Raw genomic sequence first — 19,963 nt, 5'->3', positions numbered from 1 at the left:
CGCGGTGTCCCGCCCGGATGCAGAGGTTGCATCCGGGCGGTTTCTTTAGGTGAAGCAGGTTCTCTGAAATCGTCCGGGTGGGAACGTGAGACGGGGCTCCCAAGCCCTCCCGCCCTCATGGAGAGGTACCGACGCAATGGCTCGCGAGCATCCCCTGGAGCGCTACCGCAACATCGGCATCATGGCGCACATCGATGCCGGCAAGACGACCACCACCGAGCGGATCCTCTTCTACACCGGCGCCATCCATCGGATGGGCGAGGTGCACGAGGGAAACACCACCACGGACTGGATGGTCCAGGAGCGTGAGCGCGGCATCACCATCACCTCCGCCGCCATCACCGCCTTCTGGCAGCGCAACGAGCAGCGCTACCGCGTCAACATCATCGACACCCCCGGACACGTGGACTTCACCATCGAGGTGGAGCGCTCCCTGCGTGTGCTCGACGGCGCCGTCACCGTGTTCGACGCGGTCAACGGCGTGGAGCCGCAGTCGGAGACGGTCTGGCGCCAGGCGGACCGCTACAAGGTCCCCCGCATCTGCTTCATCAACAAGATGGACCGCATCGGCGCGGACTTCGAGATGTCCGTGGGAACCATCCGCGAGAAGCTCGGCGCGCGCGCGGTGCGCATGCAGCTCCCCCTGGGCGCCGAGGACAAGCACCGCGGTGTCATCGACCTCCTGACGATGAAGGCCCTGGTCTTCGTCGACTCGGAGCAGGGCAGCCGCTACGACATCCAGGAGATTCCCGAGGAGCTGCGCGAGCAGGCCGAGGCCGCGCGCGCGGAGTTGCTCGAGGCCGCCGCGGAGCAGGATGACGCGCTGACGGAGAAGTTCCTGGAGGGCCAGGAGCTCACCGAGCAGGAGGTCCGCGCGGCCATCCGCAAGGGCTGCGTGGGGCTGAAGCTGTTCCCCGTGTTCTGCGGGTCTGCGTTCCGTCACAAGGGCGTGCAGCCGCTCCTGGACGCGGTCATCGACTACCTGCCGAGCCCGCTGGACATCCCGCCCGTGCACGGCAAGACGCCCAAGGGCGAGGACGCGGTGCGCGAGACGCGGGACGACGCGCCTTTCAGCGCCCTGGCGTTCAAGATCATGAACGACCCGGCGTTCCAGTCCCAGACGCTGACGTTCCTGCGCGTGTACTCCGGCAAGCTGGAGGCGGGCACGGCGGTGTGGAACTCGGTGAAGGGCAAGCGCGAGCGCGTCAGCCGCCTGGTCCAGATGCGCGCGGACAAGAAGGACGAGCTGACCGAGTGCTACGCGGGTGACATCTGCGCGGTGGTGGGCCTGAAGCTGGCGGCGACGGGCGACACGCTCTGCGACGACAAGCAGCCCATCATCCTGGAGCGGATGGAGTTCCCCGAGCCGGTCATCGACATCGCCATCGAGCCGAAGTCCACGGCGGACCAGGACAAGATCATCCAGTCGCTGCAGCGCCTGGCGATGGAGGACCCGTCCTTCCGCGTGCGCACGAACGAGGAGACGGGGCAGACGCTGATCGCCGGCATGGGCGAGCTGCACCTGGAGATCATCGTCGACCGCCTCCTGAGGGAGTTCAAGGTCGACGCGAACATCGGCAAGCCGCAGGTGGCGTACCGCGAGACCATCACCACCCAGATGGAGGCCGAGGGCAAGTTCATCCGTCAGACGGGCGGCCGGGGCCAGTACGGCCACATCTGGCTGCGGGTGATGCCGAACGAGGCCGGCAAGGGCTTCGCCTTCGAGAACAAGATCGTCGGCGGCGTGGTGCCCAAGGAGTTCGTGGACGCGGTGCGCGACGGTGTCCAGGAGGCCCTCCAGAACGGCCCCGTGGCGGGCTACCCCATGGTGGACGTGAAGGTGGAGGCCTACGACGGCTCCGTGCACGACGTGGACTCGAGCGAGATGGCGTTCAAGATCGCCGGCTCGCTGGCCTTCAAGGACGCCGTGCGCGCGGCCAGCCCCGTGCTGCTCGAGCCCATCATGAACTGCGAGATCGTCACGCCGGAGCCCTTCATGGGCGACGTGATTGGCGACCTGAACGGCCGGCGAGGCAAGGTGCTGGGCATGACGCCCCGCCCAGGCGGCCTGCAGGCCATCCAGGCGCAGGTGCCCCTGGCCGCCATGTTCGGCTACTCGACCGACCTGCGCAGCCGCAGCCAGGGAAGGGCGACCTACACCATGCAGTTCAGTCACTACGCGCCGGCGCCCAAGACGGCGCTGAACCGCTACTGACGGCCCGGCAGTCGACCCTGCGGGCGATTTCAGTTGACGTTGTGGCGGGTTTGGAGCAGGACGCAGCACCTTCGCAGTGAGTTTTTGCGGGATTCGATACGCGCCGGGTGATTGACCGGCTCAGCCGCGGTGAGGAGTGTCATGGCCAAGGAGAAGTTCGAGCGTAACAAGCCCCACGTGAACATCGGCACGATCGGACACGTGGACCACGGCAAGACGTCGCTGACGGCGGCCATCACGAAGGTGCTGGCGAAGACGGGCGGCGCCACGTTCCTGGCGTACGACCAGATCGACAAGGCGCCGGAAGAGCGCGAGCGCGGCATCACGATTTCGACGGCGCACGTGGAGTACCAGACGGCGAACCGTCACTACGCGCACGTCGACTGTCCGGGCCACGCCGACTACGTGAAGAACATGATCACGGGCGCGGCGCAGATGGACGGCGCGATTCTGGTGGTGTCGGCGGCGGACGGCCCGATGCCCCAGACGCGTGAGCACATCCTGCTGGCGCGCCAGGTCGGTGTTCCGTACATCGTGGTCTTCTTGAACAAGGTGGACCTGCTGGACGACCCGGAGCTGCGGGAGCTGGTGGAGATGGAGGTGCGTGATCTCCTGAAGAAGTACGAGTTCCCCGGCGACACCATCCCCATCATCCCGGGCTCCGCGGTGAAGGCGCTCGAGGGTGACACGAGCGACATCGGCGAGCCGGCCATCCTGAAGCTGATGGCGGCGGTGGACAGCTACATCCCGACGCCGCAGCGCGCGACGGACAAGCCCTTCCTGATGCCGGTGGAGGACGTGTTCTCCATCGCCGGCCGTGGAACGGTGGCGACGGGCCGCGTGGAGCGTGGCAAGATCAAGGTCGGCGAGGAGGTCGAGGTGGTCGGCCTGCGCCCGACGCAGAAGACCGTGGTCACGGGCGTGGAGATGTTCCGCAAGCTGCTGGACGAGGGCATGGCGGGCGACAACATCGGCGCGCTGGTCCGCGGCCTGAAGCGTGAGGACATGGAGCGTGGGCAGGTGATTGCCAAGCCTGGCAGCATCACGCCGCACACCAAGTTCAAGGCGCAGATCTACGTGCTGTCGAAGGAAGAGGGTGGTCGCCACACCCCGTTCTTCAAGGGCTACCGTCCCCAGTTCTACTTCCGCACGACGGACGTGACGGGAACGGTGAAGCTGCCGGAGAACGTGGAGATGGTGATGCCGGGCGACAACATCGCGATCGAGGTGGAGCTGATCACCCCTGTCGCGATGGAGAAGGAGCTGCGCTTCGCCGTTCGCGAGGGTGGCCGCACGGTGGGCGCCGGCGTCGTGGCGGAAGTGATCGAGTAGCAGACCTCCTCCCGGCTCCCCGGAGCTCCCTTCCGGGGAATTTCCAGGGAGCCGGAGGAAATCCAGTTGCATACACTGGGGCGGGATGGTAATCACCGCGCCCCTTCGTTCTGAAGAAACGGCTCTGTGACAACCAGGGGACGTCGGTCGTAGCGCCTTCCGGGGCGTTGGCACAAAGTTCGTTCTAAGAGGTTCTTGCGAATGGCGACACAGAAGATCCGCATCCGGCTGAAGGCATACGACTCGAAGCTCCTGGACCAGAGCGCGGGTGAGATCGTCGAGACGGCTAAGCGCACTGGCGCGAAGGTGGCCGGTCCGATCCCCCTTCCTACGCGCATCAACAAGTTCACCGTGCTGCGTTCTCCGCACGTGGACAAGAAGAGCCGCGAGCAGTTCGAGATCCGCACCCACAAGCGCCTGCTCGATATTCTCGAGCCTACGCAGCAGACGCTGGATGCGCTCATGAAGCTGGATCTGTCGGCCGGCGTTGACGTCGAGATCAAGTCCTAGGAAGCGGGTGGGCGTCTGAGTGGTTTCACTCCGACCCCCGCGAGGAAAGTGCCATGGCGAAGTTTGACGTTGTCGACCTGGATTTGAAGAAGGTGTCGGAGATCGAGCTCTCCGACGACATCTTCGGCGCTGAGCCGAACACGCACCTCTTTTACGAGGTCGCGAAGATGCAGCAGATCAACCGGCGTCGCGGCACGGTGGGGGTGAAGAACACCTCGCTGGTCAGCGGCGGCGGCAAGAAGCCCTGGAAGCAGAAGGGCACCGGTCGCGCCCGCCAGGGTTCCATCCGCGCTTCCCACTGGGTGGGCGGCGGCAAGGCGATGGCTCCCAAGGCTCGCGACTACTTCTACCGCCCGCCCCGCAAGGTGCGCCGCGGTGCGCTCAAGTCCGCGCTGTCCCTGCGCGCCAAGGAGAAGACGCTCATCATCCTGAGCGGGTTCTCCCTGGACGCCCCCAAGAGCAAGCAGGCCTTCGAGGTGCTGACCAAGCGCCTGAAGCTGCAGAACGCCCTGGTGGTGGACGAGAAGGGCAACACCAACCTGCACCGCAGCGTGCGGAACCTGGCCAAGTTCGACGTGCTTCCTCCCGAGGGTGTCAACCTCGAGATGGTGCTGAAGCACTCGCACCTGGTCCTGACCTCCGCGGCCGCGAAGACCCTCGAGGGGGCGCTGTCATGAAGATCCACGACGTCATCAAGGGCCCGCTCATCACGGAGAAGCTGGACAAGGCCCGCGAGAAGCTGCGTCAGTACTCGTTCATCGTCGACCTCAAGGCCACCAAGCACGACGTGGCCAACGCGGTGTCGACGCTGTTCAAGGTCACCGTCGAGGACGTGAACACCAACATCGTCCGCGGCAAGATCAAGCGCGTGGGTCGGAGCATCGGCAAGCGGCCCAACTTCAAGAAGGCGGTCGTCACCCTCAAGGAAGGCGACTCGATCGAACTCTTCGAGGGAGGGGCGGCCTGACGCTACGGCGTTGAGGTCAGCCTGAGGAACACACCATGGGCATCAAGAAGTACAAGCCGACAAGCGCCGCCCGCCGTCTGATGACGGTGTCCGATTTCGCGGACATCACCAAGGACGCGCCCGAGAAGAAGCTGACCGAGCCGCTGAAGCGCTCGGGTGGCCGCAACGTTCACGGCCACATCACCCGCCGTCACCAGGGTGGTGGTCACAAGCGCCGCTACCGCGTCATCGACTTCAAGCGTCGTGACAAGGACGGCGTGCCGGCCAAGGTCACCGCGGTGGAGTACGACCCGAACCGCACCGCCAACATCGCCCTGCTGACGTACGCGGACGGTGAGAAGCGCTACATCCTGGCCCCCGTGGGCCTGAATGTGGGCGACACGGTGTTCGCCGGCGAGAACGCGGACATCCGTCCGGGCAACTCCCTGCCGCTGCAGAACATCCCGGTGGGTACCGTCATCCACAACGTGGAGCTGAAGCCGGGCCGTGGCGCCCAGGTCATCCGCTCCGCCGGCACGTCCGGACAGCTGATGGCGAAGGAGGGCCGCTACGCGCAGGTGCGCATGCCTTCCGGGACCGTCCGCATGGTCCTCATCGAGTGCCGCGCCACCGTGGGCCAGGTGGGCAACATCGAGCACGAGATCATCCGCGTCGGCAAGGCGGGTAAGAGCCGGTGGCTGGGCATCCGCCCGACGGTTCGTGGTCTCGCGATGAACCCCGTGGACCACCCGCACGGTGGTGGTGAGGGTAAGTCCGGTCAGGGTAACCCGCACCCGGTGTCGCCGTGGGGCAAGAAGACCAAGGGTCTCACCACGCGCACCAACAAGCGTACTGACAAGTTCATCGTGAGCGGCCGCCGCCAGGGCGCGCGCAGCCAGTAAGAGGATTCGCAAGCCATGGCTCGTTCGATCAAGAAGGGTCCGTTCGTCGACGACTTCCTCGTCAAGAAGATCGAGGACATGATCAAGACGAACAAGAAGACTGTCGTGAAGACGTGGTCCCGCCGCTCCACCATTCTGCCGGAGTTCGTGGGTCACACCTTCGCGGTGCACAACGGGAAGAAGTTCATCCCGGTGTTCGTCACGGAGAACATGGTGGGCCACAAGCTCGGCGAGTTCGCCCCGACGCGTACGTTCGGCGGTCACTCGGCGGAGAAGAAGGTCGCCAAGGCCCCGGGCAAGTAGCCTGGCGCATTGCCTGAGAGCCTGAGGAGATGACCATGGAGTCGACTGCACATCTGCGTTTCCTGCGCATGAGCCCCCGCAAGCTGTCCACCGTTGCGGCGCTCGTCCGGGGCAAGCCCGTTGAGGCGGCCCTCAACATCCTGAAGTTCACCCCGCGCGCCGCGGCCCTGCCGGTGGAGAAGCTCATCAAGAGCGCCGTGGCCAACGCGACCGACAAGTCCAAGGGACAGGTCGACGTGGACACGCTCTACGTCAAGACCATCTCGGTGGACCAGGGTCCCACCCAGCGCCGGTTCATGCCGCGCGCCATGGGCCGGGCCACCCCCATCAAGAAGAAGACCGCCCACGTCCACGTGGTGCTGGCCGAGGCCAAGAAGTAGGACCCGTCGGGCCCTGCCCGGACGTTCAAGGAGATTCACGTTGGGACAGAAAGTTCATCCGATCGGGTTCCGGCTTGGCGTCATCAAGACCTGGGACTCCAAGTGGTTCGAGCACAAGAACTACGCGCAGTGGCTCCATGAAGACATCCGCATCCGCGAGTTCGTGAAGAAGTCGCTGAACCACGCGGGCGTGTCCAAGGTGGAGATCGAGCGCGCCGCCAACAAGGTGAAGGTCAACGTCCACACCGCGCGTCCGGGCATCGTCATCGGCAAGCGCGGCGCGGGCATCGAGACGGTGAAGAAGGACCTCCAGCAGTTCACGAAGAACGAGGTCTTCCTCAACATCGTCGAGGTCCGCAAGGCGGAGACCGACGCGCAGCTGGTGGCGGAGAACATCGCCACGCAGCTCGAGCGCCGCATCGCCTTCCGCCGCGCCATGAAGAAGGCGCTGCAGACGGCCATGAAGTTCGGGGCGAAGGGCATCCGCGTGGCCTGCTCGGGTCGCCTGGGTGGCGCCGAGATGGCTCGCTACGAGTGGTACCGCGAGGGCCGCGTGCCCCTGCACACCCTCCGCGCGGACATCGACTACGGCTTCGCCGAGGCCAAGACGACCTACGGCAAGATCGGCTGCAAGGTCTGGGTCTGCAAGGGCGAGGTTCTCCCGGGCAAGGGCGGCCAGGCCCCCATGCCCTCCAACCGGTAATTGCCCTCCCGCGCCGGGTGTCTCCGCGAGGAGGCGCCCGGGGCAGGGTAGGGAAGGACAGCGACGATGCTTCAGCCTGCACGTACGAAGTACCGCAAGATGCACAAGGGCCGCATGCCGGGCGCCGCTCACCGTGGCAGCGACCTGACCTACGGCGAGTTCGGTCTGATGAGCCTTCAGCCGGGCTGGATCACCTCCCGGCAGATCGAGGCGGCCCGTATCGCGATGACCCGCCACGTGAAGCGCGGCGGCAAGATCTGGATCCGAATCTTCCCGGACAAGCCCATCACCAAGAAGCCCGCCGAGACCCGAATGGGTACCGGTAAGGGTGGCGTGGAGTACTACGTCGCGGTGGTGAAGCCCGGCCGCATCCTCTACGAGATGGAGGGCATGACGACCGAGGTGGCCACCGGGGCGCTGAAGCTGGCGCAGGCGAAGCTGCCCGTGCTCACGAAGATCGTGAAGCGCGCGGACCTGAGCCTCTAGGCACCGCGGCGGGAGCCGTCCTCTGGGTGGCTCCCGCACGCATGTGGAGATTGCAATGGCGACTGCGAAGGAACTGAGGGAGCTGTCGGCGGACGACCTGCAGCGGCGGGCGACGGAACTGCGTGAGACGCTGTTCCAGGACCAGCTCAAGCGGCGGACCGGTTCGCTGGACAACCCGGCGGAGCGGACCGGGCACCGGCGTGACCTGGCCCGTGTCCTGGCCGTGCTGACCGAGAAGAAGAAGGCGGCGAAGGCGTAACGCCTTCACCCGCGAATCCTCCAAGCGCGCTCGCCACAGGTCGGGTGCGCAAGGCCATCCGGGACGTGAGAGCGCCCGGGTGCATGAGAGACAGTGAGAGAGAAGATGGCTGAGACGACCGAAGCGCCCAAGGCAGAGACCTCCACCCGCGGCCGTCCCAAGACGCGCGTGGGAATCGTCACCTCCAACAAGATGCAGAAGACGGTGGTGGTCACCGTCCAGCGCCGCGCTCCCCACCCGAAGTACGGGAAGATCATGAGCCTGCGCGAGAAGTACAAGGCCCACGTGGAGGACCACGACTACCCGAAGAAGGTCACCATCAACGAGGGTGACCGGGTCCGGATCGCCGAGACCAAGCCCGCTTCGAAGGACAAGCGTTGGCGCGTGGTCGAGGTGCTGGAGAAGAGCAAGAACGTCTAGCACGCACCTCCACATGCGCGGCCGAGAGGCTGCGCGGTGGAGACACCGGCGATAGGAGATTCCCAGATGATTCAGATGACGAGCGTGCTCGACGTGGCGGACAACTCGGGCGCGAAGAAGGTGTTCTGCATCAAGGTGCTCGGCGGTTCGAAGCGCAAGTACGCGTCCATCGGCGACGTCATCGTCGTGTCGATCCGCGAGGCGCTGCCCAACTCGAAGGTGAAGAAGGGTGACGTGGCCAAGGCCGTCATCGTCCGCACCAAGCGCGAGGTGGGTCGTCCCGACGGCAGCTTCATCAAGTTCGACGGCAACTCCGCGGTCCTCATCAACAAGGACATGGAGCCCATTGGTACGCGTATCTTCGGGCCGGTCGCCCGTGAGCTCCGCGCCCGCAAGTTCATGAAGATCATCTCGCTGGCGCCCGAAGTCCTCTGAAGAGGACCCACCAGGCCGGACGGCGAGCAGCCAGAGAGACGAGGAAGCCATGCAGAAGATGAAGGTGGGAGACACGGTCCAGGTCATGGCCGGGGCCGAGGCCTCCGAGAAGACCCCTGCGACGAAGCGCGGCAAGGTGCTGAAGATCGACCAGGAGGCCGGCCGGGTGACTGTGGAGGGCCTGCGCCTGGTCAAGCGGCACCTGAAGAAGACGCCGCAGAACCCCGAGGGTGGCATTGTCGAGAAGCCCGGCACCATCGCCCTGGCGAATGTCCAGGTCGTTTGCGTGAAGTGCGACAAGCCGACCCGCGTGGGCATCAAGACGGACGGTGAGAAGCGCCAGCGGTTCTGCAAGAACTGCGACGCGCTGATTGACTAGGAGTCCCTGTTGGGGCATGTATGCGCGCCCTTCTGTCCGCCCTGGTAGGCGGGTAGGGGGGCGTGCAGGCAACGAGGGCCTGGGTAGTCCACGGGGCCCTCGCGGTGTTTTCAGTTTCCAGGTGAAGGACTGATCGGACGCGCTGGGTCACGACGGCGCCCGAAGCAGAGGATACGACGATGGCTGACGAGAAGAAGCCGGACCAGAAGGAAAAGAAGGCGAAGCGGGGCAAGAAGGAAGAGGCCAAGAAGGTTGGCTTCGCGGCGAACATCGAGGAAGGCCTCGAGAGCAAGCCGGCCCGCATGAAGGAGCGCTTCCGCAAGGAAGGGGTGCCCGCCCTGATGAAGGAGCTGGGCCTCAAGAACCCGATGGAGGTTCCGCGTCTCCAGAAGATCGTCGTCAACATGGGTCTGGGCGAGGCGCTCGCCAACAACAAGATCCTGGAGTCCGCGGTGGACCAGCTCGCGGCGATCACGGGTCAGAAGCCCATCGTGACGCGCGCCCGCAAGAGCATCGCGAACTTCAAGCTGCGCCAGGGCCAGGCCATCGGTGCCGCCGTCACCCTGCGTGGCGCCCGCATGTACGAGTTCATGGACCGCCTCATCACGGTGGCGCTGCCGCGCGTGCGTGACTTCAAGGGCGTGTCCCCGAAGGCCTTCGACGGGAAGGGCAACTACACGCTCGGCGTGCGCGAGCAGATCATCTTCCCCGAAATCAACTACGACCAGATCGAGAAGGTGAAGGGGCTCAACATCAGCTTCGTCACCACTGCCCGGAACGACGAGCAGGGGTTGGCGCTGATGCGTCACTTCGGCATGCCCTTCCGCCAGTAAGCCCTCGAGCCAAGGACCTCAAAGACAATGGCCAAGCTCTCCAAGATTGCCCAGGCGAAGCGCAAGCCGAAGTTCGCCGTGCGCCAGTACAACCGCTGCCCGCTGTGCGGCCGGCCGCGCGCGTTCCTGCGCAAGTTCAAGATGTGCCGCATCTGCCTGCGCAACCGTGCGCTGCGCGGTGAGATCACCGGCGTGACCAAGTCGTCCTGGTGAGTCGGTAGGGCAGGGTGCCAAAGGGGCCTTGACGGTCCCGTTGGCGCCCTGGACGCGCTTCGGAAGGAGCGTGTCCACGAGCAGTTTCAACCCAGGTAGTTGCGCTCGGCGCGAACCCCCGGGATGGGCCCGGCAGGCGCGACGAACGCGAACACGAAGCACCCGGACAGGGTGCTCGTTCGGAAGGTAGCCCATGCCGGTCAATGATCCCGTTGGCGACATGCTGACCCGCCTGCGCAATGCGTCGCGCGCGCGTCACGACAAGGTCGTCATTCCCCACTCGAAGCTCAAGCTCGAGGTCATCAAGGTCCTCAAGGACGAGGGCTACATCGGGGAGTACGTCGTCCACACGCAGGACGGCTCGCCCCAGAGCGAGATCAGCGTTCAGCTCAAGTACGGGCCGGACCGCGCTCCCGCCATCACCGGCATCCGCCGCGTGTCCAAGCCGGGTCTGCGCCGCTACGTCGGCGTGAACGACATCCCGCAGGTGCTGGGAGGCATGGGTATCTCCATCCTCTCCACGTCCCGCGGCATCCTGGTGGACTCCGAGGCCCGCAAGCAGAAGGCGGGCGGCGAGCTGCTCTGCACCGTCTACTAGCCAGCGGCCTGGTGGCCGCGCCTCGTGAGAGTGCGCGCCCCGGGCATACAGGACCGAGGCAACCATGAGTCGGATTGGAAAACTGGCGATCAAGCTCGGCGACAAGACGAAGGCCGTCGTCGCCGGCCAGCAGGTGAACTTCGAGGGCCCCAAGGGCAAGCTGTCCGTGAAGCTGCCCGGCAAGGTCAAGGTGGAGATCAAGGACGGTCAGGTGACCGTGCAGCGCGCGGATGATTCGCGCGAGGCGCGCAGCCTGCACGGCCTGACGCGCACCATCCTCGCCAACGCCGCGAAGGGCGTGTCCACGGGCTTCGAGAAGAAGCTGGACATCCGCGGCGTCGGTTTCCGCGCCGAGGTGAAGGGCAAGGCCATCCACTTCGCGCTGGGCTACTCCCACCCCGTCGTCTTCGACCTCCCCGAGGGCGTGACGGCGGAAGTGGACAAGACGGCCCGCACCGAGGACAGCCTCCCTACCGTGGGGCTGACGCTGCGTTCGGCGGACAAGGAAGTGCTCGGCGCGACGGCGGTGAACATCCGCTCGCTGCGCCCGCCCGAGCCGTACAAGGGCAAGGGCATCAAATACTCCGAGGAGCGCATCCGCCGTAAGGAGGGCAAGACCGGAACGACGTAATCGTTCCGTCTGTCCTGAGTGTTCCCAATCCCGCCGGGCCCATGGGGTCTGGCGGCATCATCCGGCGGCGGAAGACCGCATCGCCGCCGGAAGGACAAGGAAGCAGCCATGCCGACGAAGATCGATCCCCGTATCAAGAGGAAGAACCGCATCCGCAAGAAGCTCTCGGGTACCACCGAGCGGCCGCGGCTTACCGTCTACAAGAGCCTCAAGCACATCTACGCGCAGGTGGTGGACGACACCACGGGCAAGACCCTCGCGTACGCCTCGTCGCTGTCCAAGGAGCTGAAGGGCCAGGACGAAGGCGACAAGAAGGCGGACGCGAAGCGGGTGGGTGCCCTCATCGCGCAGCGGTGCAAGGCTGCCAACGTCGAGGCGGTGGTGTTCGACCGCAACGGCTTCCCCTATCACGGGCGCATCGCCGCCGTGGCTGACGCCGCGCGCGAGGCCGGGCTGAAGTTCTAGCTTTCGAAAGGATTTCCAAGTGGCAACTCCGATCAATCCGAACGATCTGGACCTCACCGACCGCGTGGTGAACATCAACCGCGTCGCCAAGGTGGTGAAGGGCGGCCGGCGGTTCTCGTTCGCCGCCCTCGTGGTGGTGGGTGACGGCGCCGGACACGTGGGCGTCGGCCTGGGCAAGGCCAACGAGGTTCCCGAGGCCATCCGCAAGGGTGGCGAGAACGCGAAGAAGAACCTGTTCCGCGTTCCGCTGATGGGTCACACGATTCCGCACGAGGTGCTCGGGCACTTCGGCGCCGGCTGGGTGCTGCTGAAGCCGGCCAGCGAAGGTACGGGCGTCATCGCGGGTGGCGCGGTGCGCGCGGTGCTGGAGGCGGCGGGCATCCGCAACATCCTGACGAAGAGCCAGGGTTCGCGGAATCCGCACAACGTGCTGAAGGCCACGGTCGCGGGTCTGAAGCTGCTGCGCAGCGCGGCGCAGGTGTCGCGCCTCCGCGGCAAGGACGTCGAGTCGGCGAAGCTCGCCGGGGAGCAGAGGGGCTAGTCATGGCGCTCAAGGTGAAGCTGACGAAGAGCTACGCGGGCGCTTCCGAGGACATGCTGGCCACCATCCGTGGCCTGGGTCTGAAGAAGTTCGGTGATGAGCGCCTGCTGAAGGACACGCCGGCCATCCGCGGGATGGTGTTCAAGGTGAAGCACCTGGTCTCCTCGGAGACGGTGTCCGCCGAGGCGCCGGCGCCCAAGCGCCGCAAGCCGCGCAAGATCGCCCTGCGGGACCGCGCGCGCGCCTACCAGGCCAAGGCCTGAGCACGAGAGGACCTAAGACAATGAGCACTCTGCACGGTTTGAAGCGCCCCTCGCGCTCGTGGCACCGCAAGAAGCGCGTGGGCCGCGGTCAGGGTTCCGGCCTGGGCAAGACGGCCGGCCGCGGTGGCAAGGGCCAGAAGGCCCGCACCGGTAACATGCGGTTCGAAGGCTTCGAGGGTGGCCAGAGCCCCCTGCAGCGCCGCCTGCCGAAGTTCGGCTTCAACTCCCCCAACCGCACGGTGTACGCGGTGGTGAACCTGTCGGATGTGGACACCCACTTCGACGCCGGTTCCACGGTGGATGAGGCCTCGCTGAAGAAGGCGGGTCTGGTGAAGGGCCGCTACGACGGCGTGAAGCTGCTGGGTCGGGGCGCGCTGACGAAGAAGGTGACCATCCGGGTGCACAAGGCCTCCGAGACCGCCAAGTCGGCGGTCGAGAAGGCGGGTGGCGCGGTGGACGTCCTTCCCCTGATGGCCCACAAGCCCGAGGCGGCCGCCAAGGCGCACGCTGGCAAGGGCGTCAAGGCCCCTCGGCAGCCGAAGGCCTGAGCATGTCCGACGCGCATCACTTGTCGGTGGTGCGCGTCATTTCGCTTGTGTAGGCTTCTGCGCCCCTTTCCCATCCGTGGAACAGGGGCGTTTTGTCGTCCTGGCAGAACCCTCACGAAGAGGATGGCTACCCCGTGGCTCTCAATGCCTTCGCCAACGTCTTCCGCATCGCGGAGCTGCGCAGCCGGCTCGCGTACACGCTAGCCCTGCTGGCCGTCTACCGCATCGGCATCTTCATCAACACGCCCGGCGTGGACCGGGCCGCGATGAACGCCTTCATGGACGCCCAGAAGCAATCGGGCGGGCTGGTCTCGCTGTTCAACCTCTTCTCCGGCGGCGCGCTGGAACAGATGTCCATCTTCGGATTGGGCATCATGCCCTACGTCAGCGCCTCCATCATCATGCAACTCCTGGCGGTGGTCATCCCCAGCCTGGAGCGCCTGCAGAAGGAGGGGGCGGCGGGCCGGCAGAAGATCAACCAGTACACGCGCTACGGCACCATCGTCCTCTCCGTCATCCAGGGCATCGGCATCTCCCGCTGGCTGGCGTCGCTGGGGCGCTCGGACGCGGGGCAGAGCGGCTTCAACCAGGTGGTGGTGCCGGACGACAGCGTCTGGTTCACCTTCATGACGGTGGTCAGCCTGACGGCGGGCACGGCCTTCATCATGTGGCTGGGTGAGCGCATCACCGAGCGCGGCATCGGCAACGGCATCTCGCTCATCATCTTCGCGGGCATCGTGGCGGGTGTGCTCCCCGGCGCCAGCACGCTGCTGGACCTGACGCGGCAGGAGGTCATCGCGGTCGCCGAGGTCCTGGCGCTGCTGGTGTTCATGCTCCTCATCATCGCGGTGGTGGTCTACGTGGAGCGCGGCATGCGCCGCATCCCCATCCAGTACGCCAAGCGCATGGCGGGGCGGCGGATGTTCGCGGGACAGGCCACGTACTTCCCGATGAAGGTCAACACGGCCGGCGTCATCCCGCCCATCTTCGCGGGCGCGGTGCTGTCGTTCCCGGCGACGCTGGGCACGTGGTTCCCGTTCCTCCAGGACGTGCAGCGGGCCATCGAAGGCAACCTGTGGATCTACAACGGGCTGTTCGTGCTGATGGTCATCTTCTTCGCCTACTTCTACACGGCGCTGACCTTCCGTCCGGATGACGTGGCGGACAACATCAAGAAGCAGGGCGGCTACATCCCGGGCATCCGCCCGGGCCGGCAGACGGCGGAGTTCATCGAGCGGGTGCTGAACCGGCTCACGTTCGGCGGCGCCATCTACCTGGCGGTCATCTGCGTGATTCCGTCGGTCATCAGCGGTCTGCTCAACGTGCGCTTCACGTTCGGCGGCACGGCGCTGTTGATCGTCGTGGGCGTGGCCCTGGACACGGTGCAGCAGATCGAGGGTCACCTCATCAGCCGCAACTACGAGGGCTTCGCGGGTCCGCGCGGTCCCCGCATCCGCGGCCGGGTGCGCGTGGCGGCCTGAGTCACGGCGACAACGTCACGGGCGCCTCTCCTCGTCGTGGGGAGGGGCGCCTCGTCGTTCCGGGGCGCAGTCATTCGAGTTATTCGGTGGTGCACATGGGGGGCGCGTGAAAGTTTCGTGGCTGACGACTTCCGTGCCTTCCTTGGGAGCTGAGAGGAGCACATGAACCTGATCCTGTTGGGACCGCCGAACGCGGGGAAGGGTACCCAGGCGAAGAAGCTCTTCGCCGACTTCCACATCCCGCAGATCTCCACCGGTGACATCCTCCGCAAGGCTGTGGCGGAGAAGACGGAGCTGGGGAAGGTCGCGGGGCCGCTGATGGCGGCGGGCCAGTACGTGCCGGACGAGGTCGTGATTGGAATCGTCGAGGAGCGCCTGAAGGAGGCGGATGTCGCTCAGGGCTTCGTCCTGGACGGTTTCCCTCGCACTCCGGGCCAGGCGGACGCGCTGGACAGGATGCTGGAGCGGCTGGGCAAGAAGCTCGACGCCGTCGTGTCGCTCGAGGTGCCGCACGAGACGCTGGTGAAGCGTGGCTCGGGACGGCGCGTGTGTCCGAAGGACGGCAGCGTCTACCACGTGGAGACGAGCCCGCCGAAGCGCACGGGCTTCTGCGACAAGTGTGGCGAGGGCCTGGTGCAGCGGCCGGACGACATGCCGGAGGTCATCGAGAAGCGCCTCCAGAAGTACGACGCCGAGACCAAGCCCCTGAAGAACTTCTACGAGAAGAAGGGCGTGCTCAAGAGCGTGGACGGCGTGGGCTCTCCGGAGGGCATCTACGAGGAGATCAAGGCCGCCGCGGGTCGGAGCAAGGCCTGATGGACGGACGGGCTGGCGAGCGGAGCTCGGGGGCTTGCGGTGCCTCGAGTCGCTGGCCACCCGTGTCCCGTGCAGGTGAGGTTGGCGCGGGACTCCGATGAGCCAGGTGGAGATCAAATCCCGGGAGGAGATCGCGCTCATGCGCGAGGCCGGCCGCATCGTGGCCGACGTCCTGGATGCGCTCGAGCAGGCCGTGGCGCCGGGCATCACCACCTGGGAGCTGGACGCGCTCGCGGAGAAGATGACCGCGGAGCGGGGCGCCAGGCCAGCCTTCAAGGGCTACCTCGGCTTCCCGTGTGTGCTCTGCGCCTCCATCAACGACGAGGTGGTGCACGGCATCCCCAGCCGGAAGCGGAAGCTGGTCGAAGGCGACCTGATGAAGCTCGACTTCGGGGTGTCGTACCGGGGGTGGTTCGGGGACTCGGCGCGGACGGTGCCGGTGGGGAAGGTGGCCCCGGAGGCGCGGTCCCTGGTGGAGACCACCCGGGAATCGCTCCAGAAGGCCATCCAGGCCATGAAGCCGGGCAACCGGCTGGGGGATATTGGCCACGCCGTCCAGCGGCACGTGGAGGCGCGGGGGTTCTCCGTGGTCCGGGATTTCACGGGCCACGGGATTGGCCGCAAGCTCCACGAGCACCCACACGTGCCCAACTACGGGCAGGCAGGGGCGGGGATGAAGCTGCGCGCGGGCATGGTGCTCGCGGTGGAGCCGATGGTGAACGCCGGGACCTCGGACATCGAGATCCTGGAAGACGACTGGACGGCGGTGACGGCGGACCGGAAGTTGTCCGCCCACTTCGAGCACACCATCCTCATCACGGATGGGGGGCCCGAGGTGCTCACCCGAGGGCGTTGAGGACGGTCGGGACTGCGGGTGAAATAGGTCCTTGTTACGGTGGGTTGGTAGGAATCCGAGTTTTGCTGCGCGGGACGCTTGCCACTTGCGGACCAAAGTGCTACTCCGCCGCGCTTCCAAGAGGTTCGTGGTCCGGGAAGAGGTTTGACGCTTGCCGAAGGATGATTCCATCGAAGTCGAGGGGACGGTGATGGAGCCCCTCCCCAACGCGATGTTCCGTGTGGAGCTGGACAACGGCCACAGGGTGCTCGCGCACATCTCGGGCAAGATGAGGATGCACTTCATCCGAATCCTTCCCGGTGACAAGGTGAAGGTCGAGCTGTCTCCGTACGACCTGACGCGTGGACGGATCACGTACCGGGCGAAGTAACGAAAAGGGCGGCCCGCTGATGTAGGGGTGGGTGGCCCGCTGGCTTTTCTCTGTTCGAAGGAAGGAAGTTCGCTCCATGAAGGTTCGGGCGTCCGTCAAGAAGATCTGCGACAAGTGCAAGGTTGTCCGCCGCAAGGGTATCGTGCGCGTGATTTGCGCCTCCAACCCCCGGCACAAGCAGCGCCAGGGCCGATAGCCGCAAGGCTGTTGGCTTCAGACCAACTCCACTCCAGAAGGAAGACCGAAGATGGCTCGTATCGCCGGCATCGACCTGCCGCCCAACAAGCGCGCCGTGATCTCGCTCCAGTACATCTACGGGATCGGCAACAAGTCCGCGCAAGACATCATCGCGGCGGCGGGTATCGACCCCACCACCCGGACCAAGGACCTCACCGAGGACCAGGCTCGAAAGATCCGCGAGATCATCGAGGCCAGCTACAAGGTCGAGGGTGACCTCCGGCGTGAAGTGACGATGAACATCAAGCGCCTGATGGACCTGGGCTGCTACCGGGGCCTGCGTCACCGCAAGGGTCTGCCCGTCCGCGGCCAGCGCACCCACACCAACGCGCGCACCCGCAAGGGTCCGAAGCGTGGCATCGTCCGGGCGAAGCCGGCGGCTCCGGCTCGGTAAACCGCAGCGCCGGCGCCATGAGGCGCTGGCGTCGATCACCTCTCAGGAGCAGCAACTCACATGGCTGACGAGACCAATACTTCGGCTGCGGCGCCCACGGGTGCCGAGGGCGAGGCCCCGGCCGCGAAGAAGTCCAAGCGCAAGGGCAAGAAGAGCATCCTCAACGGCGTGGTCCACATCCAGTCCACGTTCAACAACACCATCATCACGATCACGGACGTGTCCGGGAACGTGATCTCCTGGTCCTCGGCCGGGGCGCGTGGCTTCAAGGGAAGCCGCAAGTCCACCCCGTTCGCCGCCCAGGTGGCCGCCGGCGACGCCGCCGCGAAGGCGATGGAGCACGGTCTGAAGAACGTGTCCGTGTTCGTGAAGGGGCCGGGCGCGGGTCGTGAGTCGGCGCTGCGCGCGCTGGCCGCCGCTGGCCTGAAGATCAACCTCATCCGCGACGTGACGCCCATCCCGCACAACGGGTGCCGTCAGCCCAAGCGTCGTCGCGTCTAAACCCTTCGTCCGGGTCGCCCCGCGTGCTCACGCGCGCCGGGGCGGCTCCAGATCATCTCCAAGGACAAGACCATGGCCCGTTATACCGCGAGCGCTTGCCGTATCTGCCGGCGCGAAAACCTCAAGATGTACCTGAAGGGCGACCGCTGCTACACGGACAAGTGTGCCATCGAGCGCCGCCCGTATCCCCCCGGCCAGCACGGCCAGGGCCGCGTGAAGTTCTCTGGTTACGGCGTGCAGCTGCGCGAGAAGCAGAAGGTCAAGCGCATGTACGGCCTGCTGGAGAACCAGTTCCGCGGCTACTACCACCGCGCGTCCGCCGCCAAGGGCAAGACGGGTGAGAACCTCCTGCAGCAGCTGGAGCTCCGCCTGGACAACGTGGTGTTCCGCATGGGCTTCGCGGACACGCGCAACGAGGCGCGCCAGCTGGTGCGTCACGGCCACTTCCAGGTGAACGGCCGCAAGGTCAACATCCCCTCGTTCTCCATCAAGCCGGGCACGGCCGTCGAGGTGGTGGAGAAGAGCCGCAAGGTGCTCCGCATCTCCGAGGCGCTGGAGACGGTGGACCGCCGTGGCGTTCCGCAGTGGATCGACCTGGACAAGAAGGCGTTCAAGGGCACGGTTCGCACGGTCCCCAACCGCGAGGACCTGACCATGCCCATCCAGGAGCAGCTCATCGTCGAGCTGTACTCGAAGTAATCGTCCACGCCAGGCGCAATCTGGCGCCTGGAAGTGGAACCCAGCGCCCTGGCCGACGAGGCCGGGGCGTCGTGCTTTATCGCAGTCCCCTACGTGTCCATCCTCCCGCCGTGCTGGTGGGTAAGTCGGTGGTGGCGCACGTCTTCAGGAGCCGTACACCATGGCAGATACGTTCGTTGCGAAGAACTGGCGTGACCTCATCAAGCCGCGCCGGATGGAAGTGGACCAGGACAGCCTGACGCCCACCTACGGCAAGTTCGTCGCGGAGCCGCTCGAGCGCGGCTTTGGCACGACGCTGGGCAACTCGCTGCGCCGGGTGCTCCTGTCGTCGCTGCAGGGCGCGGCGATCACGTCCGTGAAGATCGAGGGCGTGGACCACGAGTTCACCACCATCCCCGAGGTGTCGGAGGACGTCACGGACGTCGTGCTGAACCTGAAGGAAGTCCTCCTTCGGATGCACACGAACGAGACGAAGACGCTGCGCATCGAGGCGGAGGGCCCCAAGGAGGTCAAGGCGGGTGACATCATCGCCGACGCCGACGTGGAGATCCTCAACCCGGGCCACCACATCTGCACCATCTCCGAGGGTGGCAAGCTCCGCATGGAGCTGACGTGCCGCCGGGGCCGTGGCTACGTGCCGGCCAACTCGAACAAGGTGGCGGGCTCGCCCATCGGCACCATCCCCATCGACTCGCTGTTCTCGCCCACGCGCAAGGTGAACTACCAGGTCACCAACGCCCGCGTCGGTCAGGTCACCGACTTCGACAAGCTGTCGCTCGAGGTCTGGACGGACGGCTCGGTGTCGCCGCAGGACGCGGTGGCGTACGCGGCGAAGATCATCAAGGAGCAGCTGACCGTCTTCGTGAACTTCGATGAGACCGAGGAGCCGGTCATCGCCGAGGCGCCGAAGGAGGAGGCGAAGCTCAACGAGAACCTGTTCCGCTCGGTGGACGAGCTGGAGCTGTCGGTTCGCTCGGCCAACTGCCTGCAGCAGGCGAACATCAAGACCATCGGCGACCTGGTGCAGCGCACCGAGGCCGAGATGCTCAAGACGAAGAACTTCGGCCGCAAGTCGCTCAAGGAGATCAAGGAGATCCTGGCGGAGATGGGCCTGTCGCTGGGCATGAAGCTGGAGAACTGGCCGCCGAAGCAGGCCCCGGCTCCCGCGGCGCCCAAGGCCTAGGTCTTTCGCGGTACGTGGTACTTTCCCCGCGCGCCCGCGACATGGCGGCAGGCGGCGCGCGGCG

General features: G+C 66.0%; 31 protein-coding genes. All 31 read left to right on the top strand.

Features of this window, described 5'->3' with window-relative positions; translation table 11 throughout:
- Positions 1 to 136: 136 nt before the first annotated feature.
- The 31 genes from fusA (at position 137) to AC6JA9_RS24570 (ending at position 19,899) form a co-directional block, all read left to right on the top strand.
- Entirely contained in the window at positions 137 to 2,215 is a 2,079-nt protein-coding gene (fusA, locus tag AC6JA9_RS24720; RefSeq protein ID WP_223747735.1) for an elongation factor G, read from the top strand.
- Between the two features lie 141 nt (positions 2,216 to 2,356).
- Complete coding sequence (gene tuf, locus AC6JA9_RS24715) at positions 2,357 to 3,547, top strand: elongation factor Tu (RefSeq protein ID WP_267696508.1); 1,191 nt, start codon at positions 2,357 to 2,359, stop codon at positions 3,545 to 3,547.
- A 201-nt stretch (positions 3,548 to 3,748) separates the two neighbouring features.
- Entirely contained in the window at positions 3,749 to 4,057 is a 309-nt protein-coding gene (gene rpsJ, locus AC6JA9_RS24710; protein WP_002633608.1) for a 30S ribosomal protein S10, read from the top strand.
- 53 nt (positions 4,058 to 4,110) lie between these two features.
- The gene (gene rplD, locus AC6JA9_RS24705; protein WP_046714303.1) at positions 4,111 to 4,734 is read left to right on the top strand and encodes a 50S ribosomal protein L4; all 624 of its coding nucleotides are present in this window, start codon (positions 4,111 to 4,113) and stop codon (positions 4,732 to 4,734) included.
- Positions 4,731 to 5,024 carry a 50S ribosomal protein L23 gene (locus AC6JA9_RS24700; protein WP_141327458.1) on the top strand — a complete coding sequence of 98 codons (294 nt, stop codon included), beginning with the start codon at positions 4,731 to 4,733 and terminating at the stop codon, positions 5,022 to 5,024. Before rplD ends, AC6JA9_RS24700 begins: the two co-directional genes overlap by 4 nt.
- A 35-nt stretch (positions 5,025 to 5,059) precedes the next feature.
- Positions 5,060 to 5,905 (top strand): 50S ribosomal protein L2, encoded by an 846-nt coding sequence (rplB, locus tag AC6JA9_RS24695; RefSeq protein ID WP_046714301.1) that lies wholly within the window; start codon positions 5,060 to 5,062, stop codon positions 5,903 to 5,905.
- Positions 5,906 to 5,920: 15 nt separating this feature from the next.
- The gene (gene rpsS / locus AC6JA9_RS24690; protein ID WP_046714300.1) at positions 5,921 to 6,208 is read left to right on the top strand and encodes a 30S ribosomal protein S19; all 288 of its coding nucleotides are present in this window, start codon (positions 5,921 to 5,923) and stop codon (positions 6,206 to 6,208) included.
- A 35-nt stretch (positions 6,209 to 6,243) separates the two neighbouring features.
- On the top strand, positions 6,244 to 6,588 hold the full coding sequence (gene rplV / locus AC6JA9_RS24685; protein WP_141327456.1) for a 50S ribosomal protein L22: 345 nt from the start codon (positions 6,244 to 6,246) through the stop codon (positions 6,586 to 6,588).
- 40 nt (positions 6,589 to 6,628) lie between these two features.
- Complete coding sequence (rpsC, locus tag AC6JA9_RS24680; RefSeq protein ID WP_002633602.1) at positions 6,629 to 7,291, top strand: 30S ribosomal protein S3; 663 nt, start codon at positions 6,629 to 6,631, stop codon at positions 7,289 to 7,291.
- A 66-nt stretch (positions 7,292 to 7,357) separates the two neighbouring features.
- Entirely contained in the window at positions 7,358 to 7,777 is a 420-nt protein-coding gene (gene rplP, locus AC6JA9_RS24675) for a 50S ribosomal protein L16 (protein ID WP_046714299.1), read from the top strand.
- Between the two features lie 43 nt (positions 7,778 to 7,820).
- The gene (rpmC, locus tag AC6JA9_RS24670; RefSeq protein ID WP_174816815.1) at positions 7,821 to 8,036 is read left to right on the top strand and encodes a 50S ribosomal protein L29; all 216 of its coding nucleotides are present in this window, start codon (positions 7,821 to 7,823) and stop codon (positions 8,034 to 8,036) included.
- A gap of 93 nt (positions 8,037 to 8,129) precedes the next feature.
- Positions 8,130 to 8,456 carry a 30S ribosomal protein S17 gene (gene rpsQ / locus AC6JA9_RS24665; protein WP_194869291.1) on the top strand — a complete coding sequence of 109 codons (327 nt, stop codon included), beginning with the start codon at positions 8,130 to 8,132 and terminating at the stop codon, positions 8,454 to 8,456.
- A gap of 66 nt (positions 8,457 to 8,522) precedes the next feature.
- Positions 8,523 to 8,891 (top strand): 50S ribosomal protein L14, encoded by a 369-nt coding sequence (gene rplN, locus AC6JA9_RS24660; RefSeq protein WP_046714296.1) that lies wholly within the window; start codon positions 8,523 to 8,525, stop codon positions 8,889 to 8,891.
- A gap of 49 nt (positions 8,892 to 8,940) precedes the next feature.
- Positions 8,941 to 9,270, top strand: a complete 330-nt coding sequence (gene rplX, locus AC6JA9_RS24655; RefSeq protein WP_141327454.1) for a 50S ribosomal protein L24 — start codon at positions 8,941 to 8,943, stop codon at positions 9,268 to 9,270.
- 302 nt (positions 9,271 to 9,572) lie between these two features.
- Positions 9,573 to 10,103 (top strand): 50S ribosomal protein L5, encoded by a 531-nt coding sequence (rplE, locus tag AC6JA9_RS24650; RefSeq protein WP_174816817.1) that lies wholly within the window; start codon positions 9,573 to 9,575, stop codon positions 10,101 to 10,103.
- A gap of 27 nt (positions 10,104 to 10,130) precedes the next feature.
- Positions 10,131 to 10,316, top strand: coding sequence for a type Z 30S ribosomal protein S14 (locus AC6JA9_RS24645; RefSeq protein WP_015350175.1), 186 nt, complete (start codon positions 10,131 to 10,133; stop codon positions 10,314 to 10,316).
- Positions 10,317 to 10,509: 193 nt separating this feature from the next.
- Complete coding sequence (rpsH, locus tag AC6JA9_RS24640; protein ID WP_223747254.1) at positions 10,510 to 10,914, top strand: 30S ribosomal protein S8; 405 nt, start codon at positions 10,510 to 10,512, stop codon at positions 10,912 to 10,914.
- 64 nt (positions 10,915 to 10,978) lie between these two features.
- Positions 10,979 to 11,545 carry a 50S ribosomal protein L6 gene (rplF, locus tag AC6JA9_RS24635; protein WP_223747255.1) on the top strand — a complete coding sequence of 189 codons (567 nt, stop codon included), beginning with the start codon at positions 10,979 to 10,981 and terminating at the stop codon, positions 11,543 to 11,545.
- 108 nt (positions 11,546 to 11,653) lie between these two features.
- Positions 11,654 to 12,010 (top strand): 50S ribosomal protein L18, encoded by a 357-nt coding sequence (gene rplR / locus AC6JA9_RS24630; protein WP_046714291.1) that lies wholly within the window; start codon positions 11,654 to 11,656, stop codon positions 12,008 to 12,010.
- Between the two features lie 19 nt (positions 12,011 to 12,029).
- Positions 12,030 to 12,551, top strand: a complete 522-nt coding sequence (rpsE, locus tag AC6JA9_RS24625; protein WP_046714290.1) for a 30S ribosomal protein S5 — start codon at positions 12,030 to 12,032, stop codon at positions 12,549 to 12,551.
- A 2-nt stretch (positions 12,552 to 12,553) separates the two neighbouring features.
- Complete coding sequence (rpmD, locus tag AC6JA9_RS24620; RefSeq protein WP_254038754.1) at positions 12,554 to 12,814, top strand: 50S ribosomal protein L30; 261 nt, start codon at positions 12,554 to 12,556, stop codon at positions 12,812 to 12,814.
- A 20-nt stretch (positions 12,815 to 12,834) separates the two neighbouring features.
- Positions 12,835 to 13,362 (top strand): 50S ribosomal protein L15, encoded by a 528-nt coding sequence (gene rplO / locus AC6JA9_RS24615; protein WP_046714288.1) that lies wholly within the window; start codon positions 12,835 to 12,837, stop codon positions 13,360 to 13,362.
- 134 nt (positions 13,363 to 13,496) lie between these two features.
- A complete protein-coding gene (gene secY, locus AC6JA9_RS24610) occupies positions 13,497 to 14,843 on the top strand; it encodes a preprotein translocase subunit SecY (RefSeq protein WP_046718097.1) in 1,347 nt (448 codons plus the stop codon).
- A 162-nt stretch (positions 14,844 to 15,005) separates the two neighbouring features.
- Positions 15,006 to 15,659 (top strand): adenylate kinase, encoded by a 654-nt coding sequence (locus AC6JA9_RS24605; protein ID WP_074951662.1) that lies wholly within the window; start codon positions 15,006 to 15,008, stop codon positions 15,657 to 15,659.
- Between the two features lie 97 nt (positions 15,660 to 15,756).
- Positions 15,757 to 16,515 (top strand): type I methionyl aminopeptidase, encoded by a 759-nt coding sequence (gene map, locus AC6JA9_RS24600; RefSeq protein ID WP_497957938.1) that lies wholly within the window; start codon positions 15,757 to 15,759, stop codon positions 16,513 to 16,515.
- A gap of 151 nt (positions 16,516 to 16,666) precedes the next feature.
- Positions 16,667 to 16,885 carry a translation initiation factor IF-1 gene (infA, locus tag AC6JA9_RS24595; protein WP_046714285.1) on the top strand — a complete coding sequence of 73 codons (219 nt, stop codon included), beginning with the start codon at positions 16,667 to 16,669 and terminating at the stop codon, positions 16,883 to 16,885.
- 76 nt (positions 16,886 to 16,961) lie between these two features.
- The gene (rpmJ, locus tag AC6JA9_RS24590; RefSeq protein WP_074951669.1) at positions 16,962 to 17,081 is read left to right on the top strand and encodes a 50S ribosomal protein L36; all 120 of its coding nucleotides are present in this window, start codon (positions 16,962 to 16,964) and stop codon (positions 17,079 to 17,081) included.
- Between the two features lie 51 nt (positions 17,082 to 17,132).
- Positions 17,133 to 17,516, top strand: coding sequence for a 30S ribosomal protein S13 (gene rpsM / locus AC6JA9_RS24585; protein ID WP_141327449.1), 384 nt, complete (start codon positions 17,133 to 17,135; stop codon positions 17,514 to 17,516).
- Between the two features lie 60 nt (positions 17,517 to 17,576).
- Positions 17,577 to 18,017 (top strand): 30S ribosomal protein S11, encoded by a 441-nt coding sequence (gene rpsK, locus AC6JA9_RS24580; protein ID WP_141327448.1) that lies wholly within the window; start codon positions 17,577 to 17,579, stop codon positions 18,015 to 18,017.
- Positions 18,018 to 18,089: 72 nt separating this feature from the next.
- Positions 18,090 to 18,716, top strand: a complete 627-nt coding sequence (rpsD, locus tag AC6JA9_RS24575; protein ID WP_015350163.1) for a 30S ribosomal protein S4 — start codon at positions 18,090 to 18,092, stop codon at positions 18,714 to 18,716.
- A 160-nt stretch (positions 18,717 to 18,876) separates the two neighbouring features.
- A complete protein-coding gene (locus AC6JA9_RS24570; protein WP_141327447.1) occupies positions 18,877 to 19,899 on the top strand; it encodes a DNA-directed RNA polymerase subunit alpha in 1,023 nt (340 codons plus the stop codon).
- Positions 19,900 to 19,963 lie beyond the last annotated feature (64 nt).

This window comes from Myxococcus sp. MH1 (assembly GCF_059738865.1).
This window is presented reverse-complemented; position numbering and strand designations above follow the sequence as displayed.

What these genes read in the sequence shown, in the direction of transcription:
- rplN (WP_046714296.1), top strand. Translation starts at nt 8,523, where the DNA reads ATGATTCAGATGACGAGCGTGCTCGACGTGGCGGACAACTCGGGCGCG.
- AC6JA9_RS24570 (WP_141327447.1), top strand. Translation starts at nt 18,877, where the DNA reads ATGGCAGATACGTTCGTTGCGAAGAACTGGCGTGACCTCATCAAGCCG.
- rpsD (WP_015350163.1), top strand. Translation starts at nt 18,090, where the DNA reads ATGGCCCGTTATACCGCGAGCGCTTGCCGTATCTGCCGGCGCGAAAAC.
- rplO (WP_046714288.1), top strand. Translation starts at nt 12,835, where the DNA reads ATGAGCACTCTGCACGGTTTGAAGCGCCCCTCGCGCTCGTGGCACCGC.
- rplP (WP_046714299.1), top strand. Translation starts at nt 7,358, where the DNA reads ATGCTTCAGCCTGCACGTACGAAGTACCGCAAGATGCACAAGGGCCGC.
- rplF (WP_223747255.1), top strand. Translation starts at nt 10,979, where the DNA reads ATGAGTCGGATTGGAAAACTGGCGATCAAGCTCGGCGACAAGACGAAG.
- rpsM (WP_141327449.1), top strand. Translation starts at nt 17,133, where the DNA reads ATGGCTCGTATCGCCGGCATCGACCTGCCGCCCAACAAGCGCGCCGTG.
- rpsS (WP_046714300.1), top strand. Translation starts at nt 5,921, where the DNA reads ATGGCTCGTTCGATCAAGAAGGGTCCGTTCGTCGACGACTTCCTCGTC.
- AC6JA9_RS24645 (WP_015350175.1), top strand. Translation starts at nt 10,131, where the DNA reads ATGGCCAAGCTCTCCAAGATTGCCCAGGCGAAGCGCAAGCCGAAGTTC.
- rpmD (WP_254038754.1), top strand. Translation starts at nt 12,554, where the DNA reads ATGGCGCTCAAGGTGAAGCTGACGAAGAGCTACGCGGGCGCTTCCGAG.
- rplR (WP_046714291.1), top strand. Translation starts at nt 11,654, where the DNA reads ATGCCGACGAAGATCGATCCCCGTATCAAGAGGAAGAACCGCATCCGC.
- tuf (WP_267696508.1), top strand. Translation starts at nt 2,357, where the DNA reads ATGGCCAAGGAGAAGTTCGAGCGTAACAAGCCCCACGTGAACATCGGC.
- rplB (WP_046714301.1), top strand. Translation starts at nt 5,060, where the DNA reads ATGGGCATCAAGAAGTACAAGCCGACAAGCGCCGCCCGCCGTCTGATG.
- rplE (WP_174816817.1), top strand. Translation starts at nt 9,573, where the DNA reads ATGAAGGAGCGCTTCCGCAAGGAAGGGGTGCCCGCCCTGATGAAGGAG.
- rplD (WP_046714303.1), top strand. Translation starts at nt 4,111, where the DNA reads ATGGCGAAGTTTGACGTTGTCGACCTGGATTTGAAGAAGGTGTCGGAG.
- AC6JA9_RS24605 (WP_074951662.1), top strand. Translation starts at nt 15,006, where the DNA reads ATGAACCTGATCCTGTTGGGACCGCCGAACGCGGGGAAGGGTACCCAG.
- rpmJ (WP_074951669.1), top strand. Translation starts at nt 16,962, where the DNA reads ATGAAGGTTCGGGCGTCCGTCAAGAAGATCTGCGACAAGTGCAAGGTT.
- rplV (WP_141327456.1), top strand. Translation starts at nt 6,244, where the DNA reads ATGGAGTCGACTGCACATCTGCGTTTCCTGCGCATGAGCCCCCGCAAG.
- map (WP_497957938.1), top strand. Translation starts at nt 15,757, where the DNA reads ATGAGCCAGGTGGAGATCAAATCCCGGGAGGAGATCGCGCTCATGCGC.
- fusA (WP_223747735.1), top strand. Translation starts at nt 137, where the DNA reads ATGGCTCGCGAGCATCCCCTGGAGCGCTACCGCAACATCGGCATCATG.
- rplX (WP_141327454.1), top strand. Translation starts at nt 8,941, where the DNA reads ATGCAGAAGATGAAGGTGGGAGACACGGTCCAGGTCATGGCCGGGGCC.
- rpsH (WP_223747254.1), top strand. Translation starts at nt 10,510, where the DNA reads ATGCCGGTCAATGATCCCGTTGGCGACATGCTGACCCGCCTGCGCAAT.
- rpsK (WP_141327448.1), top strand. Translation starts at nt 17,577, where the DNA reads ATGGCTGACGAGACCAATACTTCGGCTGCGGCGCCCACGGGTGCCGAG.
- AC6JA9_RS24700 (WP_141327458.1), top strand. Translation starts at nt 4,731, where the DNA reads ATGAAGATCCACGACGTCATCAAGGGCCCGCTCATCACGGAGAAGCTG.
- rpsJ (WP_002633608.1), top strand. Translation starts at nt 3,749, where the DNA reads ATGGCGACACAGAAGATCCGCATCCGGCTGAAGGCATACGACTCGAAG.